Source organism: Bacillus sp. RC252 (assembly GCF_044909215.1).
GTDB lineage: Bacteria > Bacillota > Bacilli > Bacillales > Bacillaceae_G > Bacillus_A > Bacillus_A mycoides.
The window spans coordinates 177572-194411 of the sequence record NZ_JBIYDV010000009.1 but is presented as its reverse complement, the minus strand read 5'-3'; the positions used below and the strand labels follow the sequence as shown (position 1 = coordinate 194411).

The window sequence follows — 16840 nt, the reverse complement described above, 5'->3', positions numbered from 1 at the left end:
ATTTTCTTTTAAATGAGACTTTTTTAGATGCTATCTTCGAATAAGGTAGCATCTAAAAAATGTTAAAAGAAATTTGCCCCTAGTATCTTCTTATATTTTATGTAGCCTTCATATTTGACCTTTTCTACGTTCTTTGAAGTGAAGATGTTCAAAATTACTTACTGAATATAGTCATACAGATTTTTCGCTAACAATAAACAAGTTACTGTAATGAAAAGAGCACGAACATACCCGCTTCCTTTTTTTATAGCAAATTTGGAGCCAACAATCCCTCCAGCAATTTGAGCAATCCCCATTATAAAACCATACACATAGTTTACTTGCCCTACATACATAAATATCAACAATGCACCAACATTACTTCCTAAATTAAGAAGCTTCGCATTACCTGCTGCTTTTAAAAAATCATACCCAATAAATAAAAGAGAAAACATTAAAAATGAACCTGTGCCAGGACCTAAAAATCCATCATAAAAACCAATAGCAAAAATAAAAAAAGTAAAGATAATGACATGTCGACCAGACAATTTTTTATGAGTGGAAATACTACCCCAATCCTTTTTAAATATCGTATAAATAGCAACCGCACCAAGCATGATCAGCATCAATGGCTTCAGTACTTCTGGGTTCATTAAATGAACGGTCCATGCCCCTATTATGGAGCCTATGAAAGTGAGTGGAAATAATTTAAACGCCGATTTCAAATCAAGATTACCAGAACGATAAAACACAATATTACTAGTTGCACACCCCATTGTCGACGCTAGTTTATTCGTAGCTACTGCACTTGCTGGATTCAGTCCTGTAAATAATAAAGCGGGTAAGGCAATGAGTCCTCCACCACCTACAACTGAATCAATAAATGCAGCTAAAAATCCAAAAGCAATCAAAATAATTAATACTGATGGGTCTAAATAAAAATCCATACTATTAACCTCCCCTTTAGTCACTATCCGAATAGTAACTAATAATTTGCTAAATGTAAACAGTTATTGTAACGTTGAAATATAAAAGCAAACATCGGAGGACGAAAAAAGTGGACTACATAGTGCAACAGCTTAAAAAAATTGGTTTTAATGAATATGAAGCTAAATCTTATGTATCTCTTGTTAAACAGGGGCCTGTCACAGCCTACCAAGTGAGTAAGGATTCGGGTATCCCAAGAGCGCGAATTTACGAGATTTTGGGTAACCTTGTAGAAAAAGGAATTGTCATGAAGGAAGAAATAAATGACACCACTCGCTATTCACCTCTACCTGTTGAAATCTTTTTACAAAAGGCGCAATCAGAATGGCAGTCTACTTATGAAGTAATCAGTGATTCATTAAAAAAACTAGAAACTTTCGAGGAAAAAACGGATAATCGAGTGATTACTTTAAAAGACAATAAAACAATAATTAGCTACTGTCAGGCATTAATAAAAAAAGCCCAAAAACGTATTGTCATTTCAATGTGGGATGAGATGTATGAAGCGTTAAAAGAGGAACTATCTGAGGTAGCTGCTAAAGTTACAGTACAAGGTATTACCCTGCATGTTGAAAATCCCATTAAAAATCTAGAAGCCCATCGTATAACACCTTATACAGAAACCCTGTCTACAGAACATTGGTTTATTTTATCGATAGATTCTAAAGAGATGATTTATGGACCATCACTTGAGGAGCGTAATATTGCTTTTTATACAGATGATCCCGTTCATATATACCTATTAGAGGATTATGTATGGCATGATGTTTTAGTGAATCGACTTGTACAACGTAGCCAAGATGATTTGGAGCAATGGATTACTACAGAGAGAAAATCCTTCTTTATGGAAAAATAAGAAACATATTCAAGAGCAAATCAAAAAATTTGCGTATTAAACCTAACAACTTCTCCGTACAAAAATAGCTGACTATTATATAGTAAATAGTCGGCTATTTTTATATAAATTTATACAGACGCTGCCATTTTCCCTTTGCGGAATATTCCCATTAACCCAGCGATTAATGAGATAAACGCTTCTCCCACTCTTTCACCGTCTCAATTGTTACATCTAATTTCTTAGCCACTTCCTCTATACTCATTCCCTTAAAGAGCATTCCAGCTGCCGAAAGTGCTTTATCTATTTCTTCTTGCTTCTCTTGCTCATAAAGTGAAACTTTAATCAGTGGGGGTTTTGTTCATCCCCCACTGATTATTAGTTGAACCAATCGGGCGTTTACGGGCAGTTGATCTCCCACCTAACTCCTTTGCTCCAGCCGAATTTTGAGGTGGGAGTTTTACTGCCCGTTAATGCGGGATAAACGACCTACTTTTGTCAACCGTAACCACTCCTTTACCTTTTTATATGCCTTCTTCTATTTTATCATCCACTCTCCACAAACCTTCCAAACTCCTTCAAAAATCTCAGCTTAAAACTACCCACAGGCCCATTCCGATGCTTCGCCACATGAATCTCCGTCATCTCTTTCTGCATCGTTTCCTTATCGTAATAATCTTCGCGATACATAAGCATAATGACATCCGCGTCTTGCTCAATTTGTCCCGTCTCTCTTAAATCAGATAAAAGAGGACGCTTATCTTGCCGTGACTCTACGGAACGAGACAATTGCGACAACGCTACTATACAAACATTTAAATCACGCGCTAATAACTTAGGCTTACGAGAAATTTCACTAATCTCTTGAAATCGATTGCCCTTATGCTTTGGATCGCCCGTAATAAGCTGCAAATAATCCACAATGACTAAAAGCTTTTTATCCCCATGCTTCCTCTTTAACTTACGAGTCTGCATCCAAATATCCTGCATTGTAACACCGGCCTTATCATAAATCTCAAGTGGCAACTCACCAATCTCCGCAAACGCCTTACTCACCTTTTCCCAGTCTTCTATCGTAAAACGATGCTTCGGATTTTTCAGCCTACCTCCTGACACTTCGCCCGCGCAAGACGCCAGCCTTTTTAGCAGTTGCTTACTACTCATCTCTAATGAAAACAACCCAACTGCCGCTCCAGACTTCGCCGCATGCAGCGCGATATTTAACGCAAACGCCGTCTTCCCCATAGAAGGACGCGCTCCAAGGACGACAAAATCCCCTTCCTGCAATCCGCACGTCATCTTATTTAGCGATGTATAACCAGTCTCAATACCAGTATTCTCTTTCGTATCTTGATGAAGCTCTTCATACAAACCAACTAAAGCATCCTTCAAATCAAACTCACATACATAGTCCTTTTCCTCTAACTCACAAAGCGCCGTAATCGTCTCACCAATAATTTTCTCATTCTTCTCCGCAATAAGACGCTCTCCCATCTTGCGCCCAAGAACGCCAGCCTGATACATTTTCCATGCACCTCGAACAAGCCCCTCATAATAAGAGAAGTTGGCAGTTGTAGGCACACCCTCTATTAACGCTATAAAATACTCCATCCCCCCGATATTCTCCAAAAAATTTGGATTCATCCTAGAAACGAGCGTCACAAGATCAATTGGTTGCCCTTCATCTTCAATTTTTCGCATTAACCGAAATATAGACTTATGCACCGGCATAGAAAAATAATGCTCCGTCAAACGGCACTCCTTAATAAGCTCTCCATCAATTAAAAGAGAACCTAACACCGTCTTTTCCGCCTCCACATTTTGAATACTCATGGACGCCACCCGCGTTCAGTTAAGAACCGCTGCAACTCTTCCTCTGACAGCGCATTCTTCTCCCACTCCTCGCACCTCGTCAAAAACTCCTCCGTCTCCCCGCTACTAACAGACGACTCCTTCTTCCTAAACTGAGCCGTATCTGCCTCAACCTCAGATACTTTCGTAAACCCTTTCCCGTGCCACCCCCTCAAAATCCCCTTCACATAAGCAACCGTCCGCTTATTATTCTCATACGCAATTTGAAGAGCCTTCAGCACAAGCTCCTCTGACAAATCTTCCATCCACGCACTCAGTTCCTCCACAGTATGAGGAGACAAACTACCGAAATGTTGCTCATAAAAAGAAAACACGCGACTTCCCGTCTCTTCCTCTATAACCTCTTCTTCCGCCTCTTCACAAACCGGATCAACATCATGAACGGCCAAATCACCTGGCATACCGAAATGTGCTAAAAGCATCGGAACATTCAGCTCCTCCTCTACGCACTTCTGAAGAAACATATGTACAAACTCCTTATTCTTCACACCCTTCAGCTCACGAAGCACACACTTCTCCACATTCGTATTCGTCACAGGATTATAACGAAGCCAATTTAAAATAAATAACTCCCTCGTCTCCGCATCATACAGAATCTTTCCATAATCAATAAAGCGCTGCACTAACTTATCAACAGTCCCCCCGTTATAACCCGTCTCCATCTCAGCTAACCGCTTCGGAAACGGAAAAATCCCACACTGCGTCGTCTTCGAACAAGTTAACAAATAAACATAAAAATACCGCTCCTCCGGCGTCAAATCCAAAACAAAATCATCCTGCCAAAAATTCACCTGCACAGTACGATACACCGCCATCCCAATTCCTCCTGTCCCGATTCAAAAGTAAAAAATTCCTCTTTGTACTATATATAGGAAGGAGGGGTGGGTTTTTGGCGTGTTATTTCAAATTTTTTTTTGACTACTACTACGGTGTTTGTTGTTGTTTTTGTTTTGTTGTGTTTTTTCTTAGTGATTTATTACTTGGTAGGGGCTTATGAGGGGCTAGTTATCGGTTACTTCGATTAAAAAGACTCGATCTGAAAAGCTACCTCTTTCTTCTGCTTTCTTTTTACGGATGTTGTTGATTTCTTCTAGTGTTGTGCCTTCGTGTTCGGCTAGGGCGTTTATTAGTTCTAGTAGGTCGGATAGTTCTTCGAGTTTATGGGATTTTGTTGTTGCTTCTAAGTATTCGGTTAGTTCTTCTTCTGTTTTTTTGCAGATTTCTTTTATGTATTCTTCTTCAGGTAGGATTCTTGTTGTGGATGTTTTTCCGTTGTTTTTTATTATTTGTGGGATTTTGTTTCGGATTAGTTTGTTGGAGGTTGGCATGGGATTTTCCTCCGTTAGGTTTTTCTTCTATTATAATGGAAAAGCAGTTTAACTAGGTGTTAAACTGCTTTGTTGCTTCTTATTAATTAATATCAATCTTTTCTACTAACATTGCTGGGATACTAATTTCGCCACCCATAGTAGATTTATAAGTATATATACCTGCAGATTTCCCTTTAATAGTAACATTATCTTTTTCTAACACTCTTGAATTTAAAATATCACTTTTATAAGCAACATATAATACTTTATCATAATCTCCATTAACTGCTACTCTTAATTGCGTCTCGCCTTGTCCTTCCATTACTTGAAGGACTTTTCCTGTAAATTTAGCTTTCTTTCCTTTAAACTCATCTGGTGTTCTAGCTAATTGATCATATGTAATTCCTGTTTCATATCCAATTCGCTCTTCTTCTTCTTTTGCTGCTTTCTCCGCTGCTGCTTTCTCTGCCGCTACCTGTTCTGCTGCCGCCTTCTCTGCTGCTGCTTTCTCTGCTGCCGCTTTCTCTGCCGCTGCTTTCTCTGCTGCTGCTTTTTCTGCTGCTGCTTTTTCCTCTGCTGTTAACTCTTTCTTCTGTTCAGCTTTAGCTGGCTTAGCCTCAGTTTTTGCTTCTTCTGTCTTTTTCGTACCCTCAGAAGTTACACCAAATAAAATAAACATTGCTACTACGCCTATTCCATAGAACTTTAGTACACTTTTTCTATTTCTTTTTTCTGCTGATCCCCATCTAACTACTGCTTGAGGTTTAATAATCCCAATAATTAATGCGATTAAGCATACAAAAAACAATAATAAAAATAAAGTATTCAAATCACTTATCCCTCTCATTCTTTTATTTAATTACAATTAATTTCATACAAACTATATATTCCCATGTTTTAATATTTTTTTCAGTACAAAATTATTTGATTGATTTGTCAGATAATATAATTGAAATCCATCAAACAATTTAAACACAAAAACGCTTACAAAATTAATGACCAGAAGAAATTATAGTACGTAATAACCAATGAAAGAATAAAGATGACAACGGATTGATTTTAAAAGGACGGACAGCTTCCCTATTTTATACTAATGGGGAAACTGCCTAGTTACCGACTATATTTTATTCATAGCTTCTTTTATATACCGTTCTTCCTCATTCGTAAAAAGAGCAGGAAATTCAGCTAATGGGATTTTTGACTGTTTAATTATACCCTCCACATCACTTTGAGATATATCAATATAGTTCATCATCTCATCTATTAAATTACGAAATTCCTTCAAGGTAACTAGAACATCTTGATGATGTGGATTTTTCTCTTCTTCCCTATATCTTTTTAACTTCCCTATCACATTCATAAAGCGCCGATCAAACTTTTCTTTTAAATCCTTATTATTGTAAAATGCTTGAACACTATCCTTCGAAAAATGTTCCTCTAACCATTCTTGATTTTCTTTCTCCCATATAAAAGTTTGCAGAAACGAAGAAAACAAAGCGATATCCACGCGTTCTTCCTTTTGAAACTTCTTCGTCATCTCATCCATATGTGAAAGCACCTTCGCAATTCTTTCTTGCTCTGCCAAAAGCACTTCTCTTTGAAAATGCATTTGTCTTAAAAAATCTTCAGTCTCTACATCACGCTGCAATATAATATTTTGAATTTCACCAAGCGAAAAACCAAGATGCTTAAACGATTGAATTTGCTGCAACACATACAAATCATCTTTCGTATATAACCGATGCCCACCCTCAGTATAATCGCTCGGCTTTAATAAATTAATCTTGTCATAATAACGAAGCGTCCGCACCGTAACATCCCCAACACTTGCAAACTCACTAATCATCCATGCCATATCATCACCTACTCCGATAACTTCTCTTTCACATACTGAAGCATATGAGAAAAACTCATCTCATTCTGCCGATAATATTGAAACAAACCTACAACAAGCAATAAAAAAGGAACATTACCTCTATAACGATTTTCATACTCGCTAATACCATCATAAAAGCGCTCATACTTTCTTTTCCGTAAAACAATATAAATCGCAATAAACAACACGGCAATCATAATAAAAATTCGCTTTCTCCTTATCTCCACTTCTTGTTTCATCACCTATTCTCCTTCCACTGCGTACTTATCTTCTTTAAATAACGGAATTCGAATGAAATAACGATATGGCTCATCGCGTATTACTTTCCACGCAACCATGATCACTTGAACGACCTCAAAGGCAAACACAATCCAAAACAAAACATCACTAATACGCGAACTAATATTAAATAGAAGAAAGATTAACAAATGAAAGTTGAACGCCTTTCGGCAATGGTATTTGTACACCTCGTTTTTACGTGCCAGTGTGATGTACATGAGTAATGGCGAAAAGATTCCTATTGCGGCTGATAGTAGTAGCATGATGATGGTGTTTCTTTTTTCTTTTGTGGTGGTTTTCATGGTTGATTTTGTCCCCCCTTTTGATTTGTCTTCTTTAGGTTAGGGGGTGACGTTGGGAGAGTTGCAAGGGGATTTTTTTAATTAAACATGAGTATCTCATATATGTTTTGTCTATACTACTAATTTTTAAGAAAGAGAAATAATATTCATAGCAATAAAATTAGTTTTGCTCCATATTAATTTCTCCGCAAGATAAATGTACAAAAAACAATCAAAATACTGTCACTTCTATGTATAATAAAAATTACAGTATTTGGATTACAAAAAAAGACAGGGGGAGAAACTTTTGAAAAGAGACCTTACATTAAAGGCATTAAAAAACGAACAACTTAAACTTAGTGTATTTTCACCTAAGCACTTCCAAAAAATAAATAGGATAGAAAAAATAATCGATCAACATATTCCTGGAATAACAGTACTTTCTGGAAATAGAGGCGTAGGTAAATCCACTATTATGAATTATTATTTAAACCAATACAAAAATAAAAGTAACTACCTATTTTTCAGATTTAATCTAACTAATAATAATAGTAATTTTTTTAGAGATATATTCACATACATACAAGAAATAGACTTAAAAACCAAAGAAATTGATACAGAAATAAAACAAAGAATCGAATCTCATATTGAATCATTAAAAGAAAAAATTTTTTTTAATATAATTCATGAAGAAATCAGTGATAAAGAATACGCTTTAACCAAAGAATTTAAAGACCACTCTGAATCCTCAATAAATATTCCATTTAAGCTTTTAGCATTTAAAGCGAGCATTTCTAAAAACACTTCTGACAAAGATATAGACAGGTACAAAACAAAAATCATAAAGACCAAAAATTTTTATAAAGACGCTGTACAAAATGAACTAATTGAAATCTTAAATCTTAAATCTTCTTGCAGATTATTATAAAATTTTCTTCATCCTAGATGAATTAGATAAAATGAATAATGTTAGCTTTAATGAATTCATTTTAGAAAATAAAATACTTTTTCTAGAAAGTGACTTATCTTTTTTCATTATTATAGATAAAGAAAAATGTATAGATTTACAATATAACAACTCATTAATGGCCTCTCTTGTTAGAGAATTCATTCATTTATCTAACTTAGAATGGTCTGAGTTTTTAATAATCGCTTCGAGAATGAATACTAATATTTCAGTAACTGAACTAAGAGAATATTTCTACAAGACCAGGGGTAACTTTAGGGAATTAGTTAACTTACAACTCTCGAATAACACTAATTATCATCCCTATAAACAAACCGATTTTCTGAAATGTTCTTTGTTATTTGAGCATTTTATGAACATTCCTTATATAAATAATCTCCCAATATTAATTAAAGATTTTGTAAAAGATTTTTTATATGAGGTCCTAGACATTTTTTTACTCGTTGGTCCACTTAAGAAAAACGAGCTTAGTACAATCAGCGAAAAATATAGCAATAATATCATTTTGCATTCCGTTATCACTAGATTAACATCTGAAATCACTAATCTTAAAAATTTTGAAGAAATTATAGTCTCTGATGTAGTTACATTGAGAGATGAGATAAAAAAATATCATGCTCCTAAAGAATTATATTTCAATACGTTTAATAATAAACTATATAAATATAATATGGTTGAGTTTGATACACCTGAATTACAGGATTGGATATACTGGATTGACGCTTGGATAGATTCTATAGATTTTGTTTGTATATGTAAACAAACAATAGACCCTGATGTAAAGTCAATAAATTATCTTTCATATCATTTCAATGTTTTTGTTTCAAATAGCTATATTGAACCAACTATTTTTGTAAATAATGATGGATTTGCATGGATTCATGAATATGGTAGTAGAGAAAATAAGCTGATAAATCATTTAAACGAACTCGGATTACTCTATTTGGAAGTTGATTTAGATAAGAATATTCTTAATAAAGATTTTTTTAAAAAGGCAACTAATTTAATAAATTTAGAAACAAAAATTAAAGAAAAATATGACTCGAAACTATAAGGTTCGAGTCATATTTTTTGTATTTCGTTTTGAAAATTCGTTTTTAACAACCAATCATCAAATATATATCCCAAATTAATCTTTCAAAATAAATTTAGTGACTATTAGAATAAAAACTTTATTCTATTTTATTATCATACTCTATAACACCATTTGTCACAGAATTGGTGTTATCCCCTTAAAAAATCTCTGCTATTTTGTTATCTGCACCTTCTAGTATTGTTGCCAGTACATTTGAATACGTGTCAAATATGATTTTAATATTACTATGTCCTAACAAATTAAACATTTTTGCAGACTATCCCCCGTATTACATTTCACATCATTTTTTAAAAATTTCATTACATCTTCATAATAGCGTTTCAATTGATTAGAATGCTCTTTTGTATACGTTTTATCTTCAATTAAAATAGCCTGATTACCGTTAATTTCAATAAGTATATCTAAACCTTTAAATTGTTTCGTAATCTTAATTTCTTTAATAGCGGTTGGAAAAGTCTTTTTATGTAAGTCATATATCTTTCTAATAAAACCTATACCAGCTCTATGTAAGCATTCATCGGTTTCTTTATAGATTGGGTTCGCCCACTCTGCTAGCCAACAAATAAAAGCATCTTGCGCCAACTCACTTGTGCCATGTGAAAATAAATTCGGTCTCTTATCCATTAATTTAATCCCCTTTGTATCTAAGCGCTATTCTCCAACATTTAATACTTCTAAAACCTCCCTAAACAACACCGAACTCCTACCAACAACCAACTCCAAAGGAACCTCTTTAACTCGCCCATCTCTCCCCACCACAACAACCTCATTTTCATAATCAACCCAAATCTGAACATCCTGCACATAATAACTCTTAATAGCAGAAGCCTCATCTAAATTGCGATGATCCAACTCAACTTTAACCTGCTTCGTAAAACGGCGTAGTGTTTTCCAAAGAATTCGTTCTTCCTTTGATTTCATGAAGAGTTCCGGGAGTTCTTGTACTTCTTTTAATAACGACATAGTTGTTATTGTGTATGTTTGAATGCCGTATCCTACTGGGCGGATGAGATGGTCTAGTTTTTTCCATGGCTCTAGTTCAAAATGTACATACTCATCGTTTTGTTGCATTTGAATGTGTTTAATTTTGGCTACGTACTGGATTCCACCTTTTTCGCCGTGCCATTTTTTCGGTGCATATAATGCTATGTACTTCGCTTCTTGCCATCCTGGTTTTAGCTGTGTGACCGGTAACTGATATAAGCCATTCTTTCTATATGTTTCATAGTCAGCTTCAGTTTTCACGCTGCCCACTAATACTTTTTCTTCTAGTGAAGAGTGCCATTCTTCTTTTGTTCCTCTTGGGAGGATACCTTCTCTTATAATTTCTTCTGGGCTTTTTTCAATGAGATGATCTAGAAACTGTTCAACTAGCCTTGTTGCGTTCGGTAGGAACGGAAAGCCACCGATATTTACTTTTTCGATACTTTTATAAAATGGATGATTCTCATACGCTTCCTCTTGGTTCCACGGGAATAATACGTATGCTCCGTAAGCTGTTCGTTCAAATGGCCCTTCTTGTTCTACTACTAATGCATCTCTGTAGCGGTGCATTGTATTAATGTCTTCTTCCATTGGGCCAGGGGCGCCATACTTCCTTTTATAATGAGAGCTTTCAGCAAAATCAATTCGATATTTCGCATCAAAAATGTATTGGTATTGATAGCTCTTTCCCTTTTTTTCAATGGCAAGCATCGTATCCGGTTTTTGTGTAACTGTTGGCAGTAAGCCGTTTCTTTTCTGGAAGTAAAGTTCTATTACCTCATCTGTCTCCGGATGTTTGAACGTTCTTTTTGCAGTTTTACTTTCATCAAGCGTTACGTATAAACCGTCTTGTTTAACTTGAATAACGTCTTGGTGAAGCGGTATATATTTCTTTGATAGAATTTGTCCAAGCTTTAAATACGTCCAGTATTCGTATAATCTAGCGACATCTTTTACCGACATTTTGAAAATTTGTCCTCGTAATGTTAAACCTCGCGATAGCATTAAGAAGATTTGATACGCATCTCTATAGCCTGCCGCCATCTGGATAACGAGTGAAAAGACTGAGCGATCTAATTTTCCGATTCCTCTCCAAAATGGATCGTTCAATTCATTTTTCATTCGATATTTCATATTTTTCACACGTTCTAACAAGTCTTCATCAGTTACACCACGTGTATATCTGGACTTTGGCTCTAGCGCCTTAAGTAAATCTTCTATTTTATGTACGACTCTTTGAATCATCCATTTAACAAATCGATTTTCCAGCGTATCATAAGACACTTCCTTATAAGCTGTAATACCTTTGGTTGGTATACTGTTTTCTCCTTGCAACAAGTGTGGTCGCTTTCGCAAATAGTTCATTCCGACAGAATCCAATTTACGAATTTTTTCTCCTCGTACTAGTTGATGCCTAGTCATAAGCGTATGATGCGGTTGTCTTTTAATATGAGAGATCGACTTCATAAAACGCTCAAAGGAATCATTTAAAATACGATAAAACTCACTCTTCGATGGATTTGTAGCGTAAATCGCAGATGCTCCTAAATAAGTTCTCTTTAGTAAATGAAATGCTAAATTATAAATTTCATCATTTACTTCATCTAATAAGGCCCTGTAATCATCCTTATAATCAAGCTTTGCCGGGAAAACTTCAAATGTAACAGTTAATAAAGTATCTTTATCATCTTTAATTTCAAACGTTGTATTTCCTACTTCATTCGGAAAAGAAAGATTCCCCATTAACACATGAAGTGACCCCATTTGAATAGAACTAACTTGTTTTCGAAAACCCGGATGTTCATGATAAAAAGAGAGCTGCCTGTTATTTTTCGGAACAACAACAAGCTGATAACTTCTATTCTCAAAAAAGATTGGCGGGTGTTCGTTCCATTCATCTAGCCTCTGCAATCTCGCATCAAATACAGAAACAGATTCCGTCTTCCCATCTACATGAAAATACATCATTTCATCTGCGTTCATGGCGTGATATTCTTTTAAACTCTCGTATTTTTCATGATAAGGATTTCCTTTAATCGTCAATGATAGCTCCTCTGTTTCAATCTTAACTAGCTCTATCTCATTATTAGATCCAGAAAGAGGTGAAACCATCATATTCGAACCTCCTTAACATATGAGACAGCTTGTTAGCTGAACGAGGATACTTCGCATAGGAAGCGTCATTATTGCCACTATCGTATTCTTCATTTGCACATAATACATACAACTGTTTTAATACCTCTTCTGTTCTGCCATCACTCCCTGCAAGACGCGGTAAAATCTTTTGATATATTTGATAATCAAGCGCTTCATCGAATGATAATAACTTTCCTTTTTCGTTGTATGCCATATAGAAACAAATTTCATCTCGTATACGATATCCAACTTGAGCGCCAACTGATTCAAGTGTTTTATTTATTTCTATTAAAATGGTCGATATATTTCTCACAAGATCTTCGTTTTCTTTAAAGCATTCTTTTAAATGCAGATACTTAGTTGCTAAAGAGCTATTAGAAACAATTTCAGCTTCCTTCTCTTCTACATCCATTAAGAAATTAAAATAATCTAAGTTAACGGTATTAAACTCAATTGTATTCGCACGATCTAATACTTTTTTACTTAACGGATGTGTCGTTTCATCCATATTTACAGTTCCGATAATATATACATTTGATGGAATCGTAATATGCTTATTCGTAATTGATTCTGGAAGCACTGGTGACGTAACAATTTTCCCATCTTTCCATTTACGACTTTCAATTACGCTTAAAAAGTCACTAAAGTAGTATTCCACTCGAGCTAAGTTCATCTCGTCCAACACTACAAAATACGGCCTATTTGGATTTGCATCTGCAGCTTCAAGCACCTTAATTAACGGTCTTTCTTGAAACTCCCCTTGAAGGTTCACATACCCAAGCAAATCAGAACTATCACTCCAATCAGGTCGAACCGGAATAAGCGTAAATTGTCCATTCTCTTCCGTTGCTCCTAAGCTCTCCGCAAACCACTGAACAATTTTCGTTTTCCCTGTACCTGAAATACCTGATAAAATCACAAACGGCTTCGTCTTTAATGAAAGGAAGAAATTAATAAGATCCTTTTTCTCATAAAAGAAACCTTTACTTTGAATATAAGAAGACACATGATCGATAATGGATTGTTGATCTAAATACACTTCTTTCCTCTCATAAATCATTTCATATTTCGTCCCTTCCTCTTTGTAAGCAATAAATCCCTCATAATAACGAAACATTTCTTCTAGATCTTCTACTAACTCTTTTTCACTTGGCATTTTATTAGCATCATACGCAATATAAGCCGCTGTTGAATTCGCATATCCTTTCGCTTTTGGACTTGTCCCTAGGAAAATTTCATCATCTTTTTTCACCTTTTGGGACATATGTATTTGCTCACGAATCTCTTCTTTAATTTTTTGCATCTCTTCTTTAGACGTTTCCGTCACACCTTGCGCCAACGTTAAATATAATCGCTCCATATCTTCACTAAATAAATAAACGATATAATATCCTCGCTGCGTAGATGTCGTAATATCTTTATTCATAATTGCCAGCCATGGAACAGCAGCCCAATTTCCTTGTCCAATTGATCCTGTGACAACATACTGATTATGATCAATAAATGGTAACCTCGTTATTTCCGTTGTCATCTCATGCCTAACAACCGATCCCATTTTATGACCCGCAAATCTTTCTGTTCTTGCCTGTAAATACTCATTCATAACCGTTAAAAACTTTTCACGTAAATTACTGTTCATACTACCGCCCTTTTCCCCATCATCTTTTACATATTGTTCAACAGGAATCCATTCATCATTAATTAGTCCTACTTGCTCAAGCCAATCTAGTAAATTATTCGTACGCCGCCTCGCTACCGATTCAACCATCAAATTATCTCCTAATGAATTTCGAACAATCGTCATTCCTAACTCCACTAATGCTTCTTTCTTGTCATCTTTTGAACAGTTATTTAAAACTCCAAGAACAAATAAAGCATATCGGAAATATTCCTGTTTTAAAACTAACTGGGCAATGAAAGCATTCTTATCCTTCGATTGAACATATTCGCTTAATAGAAGCTTATTCATTTCATGGGATTCATTCAAAAAGCCCAGTAACCTTAAATCTTGACGCGCACGAGACTTCCTACTATATAAATTTTCATCCGTTTGTTCACGTAACTTAATCGGATTATATGTATCATTCATTACCTCTTCTAAAAAGAGCATAACTTTATCATATTTTTCACTCGGTAGATTATCAGTTTGGAATTCTTTAAATGTAATAGCTCGCGATCCAGTCACATTCACAAATGGAAACTGAGAAAAAAAAGCTACCAAGAAAGCATTACATTCTCCCGCTTTCCCAAAATCCTCATGCTTTACCTTACGAACATCAATAAGTTTTTCCCAAGCATTCTTAAGAATTTCAAAACTCACTTTAAAATAAGATATTGCTGTCTCGCCCTTTTCATATTGCTCAAGTGAAAGTTTAGTTTCAACGTATAATCCTTCATCATCCTTGTTTATAACCAAATAAGGTTTATTACCTTTTATATCTTCAACCTGCTTCGTTGATTTAGCCAATTCAATTATGAGTTGCTCTAACATTTTCATCCCCACCGTTACAATAAATTACAATTACTACTATTTTACCAAACTATGTACAAAAGAAAAATCATACGCCATACCGTATGATTTAATAATTTCTATTATTCCCCACTAGCTCCCCATACTCCTGACTACTCTCCTCAAGAAACACCCTACTCTCCCCACTCCCCTTATAAAAACTCTCCCAACCCCTCTCCCTCAAAATCCCCTTCCAACTATCACTCTCCACCATCTTCTTAATAACACCATCCCAATAAGCCACCTCTTCTTCAGTCATATCTTTCGGCCCCATAATCCCTTTCCAGTGTTGGAAGATGACTTCGATCCCTTGTTCTTTCCACGTCGGGATTTCTGGTAATCTGTCTAGCCGTTTTTCTGAGGATACGGCTAGTATTTTTATTTTGCCGGCTTTGTATTGTTTTTCGGCTTCGGATAGGGTCATGGTTGCGGCGCCTATTTTTTTGTTCGTTAGGGCGTTTATGATTTTTTCTTTGTTTTCGTAGACGAAGAATTCTAGTTCGGCAGGGTTGATGCCGAATGCTTTGCTTACTTGTACGAAGGATAGGTGATCGTCGTTTCCTAGGCCTGGGGCAACGCCGATTTTGAAGTTTTTCTTGTCTTGTTTTAATTGTTCCATTAGTTGTTTTGCGTTTTCTATGTTTGATTCTTTTGATACGACAACGACTTCCCAGTCCGATGCTAATGTTGCGAGTGGGGTGAAGTCTTTATATGTTAGTTTACTGTGGCCTAGTAGGTTGTTCGTTATGAGTAAGCTTGAGTTAATCGCAAGTACGTGACCGCCTTTTTGTTTCGTATATTTCCATCCGACGTCACCGCTGCCACCTACTTTGTTTGTGACAGTGATTGGTTTTGTGAAGATTTTTTCTTCTGTCAGCGTTTTTTGCATCGCTCGTGCTGTTAAGTCCCATCCAGCTCCTTGAACGTTCGGTGCAACGATTTCTACTTTGTCTATGTTTACTGTATTCGTTTGAGATTTTTCTGAAGAACAACCAGCTATTACTCCTGTTATGATCCATATACATAGTAATAATCGTTTTTTCATAACCCTCGTCCTATTCGATACTTTCGTTCTGGCCGTCCGATAATACCGTATGTGTACTCTACTGTGCACTCATTTGTCGCTACTAAGTATTCTAAATATCTTCTTGCGGTTGTTCTGGAGGCCCCCATTTGTTCTCCCATTTCTTCTATTGTAATTCCCTCTTCGAATCCTTTTATAATCCCTTTCACTTTTTGCAATGTTAACGGATCCACACCTGTCGGTAAGTTTTTTATGTCTTGTGTTTGCGAAGTACCGAAGAAGTTATCGATTAGTGCTTGATTTACTTCATTGTTACTATGTAATAATTGCTTCTTTCTTTTATAGTCTTCAATGGTGCAAACAAATTTATCTAACGTGACCGGTTTTATAAGGTAGTTGCTTACACCATTTCGAATTGCTTTTTCTAACATATGGTTTTCATTCGCCGCTGTAACCATAATGACGTCAACGTTTGGAAAGTCAGCATGGATTTTCGGCAATAAGTCTGTACCAATTCCATCTGGTAAATAATTATCTAATAGAAGTAAATCGATTTCTTCCTTTTGTAGTAGTTCCATCGTTTCTTTTGCGTTCAATGCTTTTCCGATCACTTTTACGTCCTTTATTTTTGATAAAAACTCCTCTTGAATTTGCGCTACGCGGAAATCATCTTCTGCAATTGCAACCTTCAACATATGCCCATCC

General features: G+C 35.7%; 16 protein-coding genes and 1 pseudogene. 3 read left to right on the top strand and 14 right to left on the bottom strand.

Annotation, left to right across the window (positions count from 1 at the left end; translation table 11 throughout):
* Positions 1 to 158: 158 nt before the first annotated feature.
* On the bottom strand, positions 159 to 926 hold the full coding sequence (locus ABH960_RS15415) for a TSUP family transporter (RefSeq protein ID WP_404446336.1): 768 nt from the start codon (positions 924 to 926) through the stop codon (positions 159 to 161).
* A 110-nt stretch (positions 927 to 1036) separates the two neighbouring features.
* On the opposite strand from ABH960_RS15415, the gene ABH960_RS15410 reads away from it, so the two are divergent.
* The gene (locus tag ABH960_RS15410; RefSeq protein WP_404446333.1) at positions 1037 to 1822 is read left to right on the top strand and encodes a TrmB family transcriptional regulator; all 786 of its coding nucleotides are present in this window, start codon (positions 1037 to 1039) and stop codon (positions 1820 to 1822) included.
* A gap of 163 nt (positions 1823 to 1985) precedes the next feature.
* Here ABH960_RS15410 and ABH960_RS29555 read toward each other — a convergent pair whose 3' ends face one another.
* From ABH960_RS29555 to ABH960_RS15370, 8 genes are all read right to left on the bottom strand, one after another.
* Positions 1986 to 2150 (bottom strand): MerR family transcriptional regulator, encoded by a 165-nt coding sequence (locus ABH960_RS29555; protein ID WP_483862328.1) that lies wholly within the window; start codon positions 2148 to 2150, stop codon positions 1986 to 1988.
* Positions 2151 to 2347: 197 nt separating this feature from the next.
* Positions 2348 to 3634 carry a replicative DNA helicase gene (gene dnaB / locus ABH960_RS15400; protein ID WP_404446327.1) on the bottom strand — a complete coding sequence of 429 codons (1287 nt, stop codon included), beginning with the start codon at positions 3632 to 3634 and terminating at the stop codon, positions 2348 to 2350.
* On the bottom strand, positions 3631 to 4488 hold the full coding sequence (locus ABH960_RS15395; protein ID WP_404446324.1) for a DnaD domain-containing protein: 858 nt from the start codon (positions 4486 to 4488) through the stop codon (positions 3631 to 3633). Before ABH960_RS15395 ends, dnaB begins: the two co-directional genes overlap by 4 nt.
* A 186-nt stretch (positions 4489 to 4674) precedes the next feature.
* Positions 4675 to 5001, bottom strand: coding sequence for a phosphoribosyl-ATP pyrophosphohydrolase (locus ABH960_RS15390; protein ID WP_404446321.1), 327 nt, complete (start codon positions 4999 to 5001; stop codon positions 4675 to 4677).
* A gap of 82 nt (positions 5002 to 5083) precedes the next feature.
* Positions 5084 to 5812, bottom strand: coding sequence for a hypothetical protein (locus ABH960_RS15385; protein WP_404446318.1), 729 nt, complete (start codon positions 5810 to 5812; stop codon positions 5084 to 5086).
* Positions 5813 to 6100: 288 nt separating this feature from the next.
* On the bottom strand, positions 6101 to 6838 hold the full coding sequence (locus ABH960_RS15380) for a MerR family transcriptional regulator (protein WP_404446315.1): 738 nt from the start codon (positions 6836 to 6838) through the stop codon (positions 6101 to 6103).
* A gap of 8 nt (positions 6839 to 6846) precedes the next feature.
* On the bottom strand, positions 6847 to 7098 hold the full coding sequence (locus ABH960_RS15375) for a hypothetical protein (protein WP_404446312.1): 252 nt from the start codon (positions 7096 to 7098) through the stop codon (positions 6847 to 6849).
* A 3-nt stretch (positions 7099 to 7101) separates the two neighbouring features.
* Complete coding sequence (locus tag ABH960_RS15370) at positions 7102 to 7440, bottom strand: magnetosome magnetite crystal formation protein family (RefSeq protein WP_404446309.1); 339 nt, start codon at positions 7438 to 7440, stop codon at positions 7102 to 7104.
* Positions 7441 to 7726: 286 nt separating this feature from the next.
* Here ABH960_RS15370 and ABH960_RS15365 point away from each other — a divergent pair, with 286 nt between their 5' ends.
* Together ABH960_RS15365 and ABH960_RS15360 are read left to right on the top strand one after the other, a co-directional pair.
* The gene (locus tag ABH960_RS15365) at positions 7727 to 8347 is read left to right on the top strand and encodes an AAA family ATPase (RefSeq protein WP_404446306.1); all 621 of its coding nucleotides are present in this window, start codon (positions 7727 to 7729) and stop codon (positions 8345 to 8347) included.
* Positions 8348 to 8378: 31 nt separating this feature from the next.
* Positions 8379 to 9440, top strand: a complete 1062-nt coding sequence (locus ABH960_RS15360) for a hypothetical protein (protein ID WP_404446303.1) — start codon at positions 8379 to 8381, stop codon at positions 9438 to 9440.
* Positions 9441 to 9767: 327 nt separating this feature from the next.
* Here the strand turns inward: ABH960_RS15360 and ABH960_RS15355 are convergent.
* From ABH960_RS15355 to ABH960_RS15335, 5 genes and pseudogenes are all read right to left on the bottom strand, one after another.
* Positions 9768 to 10106: pseudogene (locus tag ABH960_RS15355) on the bottom strand (PD-(D/E)XK nuclease family protein); the annotation flags it as partial.
* A 27-nt stretch (positions 10107 to 10133) separates the two neighbouring features.
* On the bottom strand, positions 10134 to 12578 hold the full coding sequence (locus tag ABH960_RS15350; RefSeq protein ID WP_404446442.1) for a DUF2357 domain-containing protein: 2445 nt from the start codon (positions 12576 to 12578) through the stop codon (positions 10134 to 10136).
* A complete protein-coding gene (locus tag ABH960_RS15345) occupies positions 12553 to 15093 on the bottom strand; it encodes an MrcB family domain-containing protein (protein ID WP_404446300.1) in 2541 nt (846 codons plus the stop codon). Before ABH960_RS15345 ends, ABH960_RS15350 begins: the two co-directional genes overlap by 26 nt.
* Positions 15094 to 15181: 88 nt before the next feature.
* Entirely contained in the window at positions 15182 to 16156 is a 975-nt protein-coding gene (locus tag ABH960_RS15340) for a tripartite tricarboxylate transporter substrate binding protein (RefSeq protein ID WP_404446439.1), read from the bottom strand.
* Positions 16153 to 16830, bottom strand: coding sequence for a response regulator (locus ABH960_RS15335; protein WP_404446297.1), 678 nt, complete (start codon positions 16828 to 16830; stop codon positions 16153 to 16155). The genes ABH960_RS15340 and ABH960_RS15335 overlap by 4 nt, the downstream gene beginning before the upstream one ends.
* Positions 16831 to 16840: the final 10 nt, after the last annotated feature.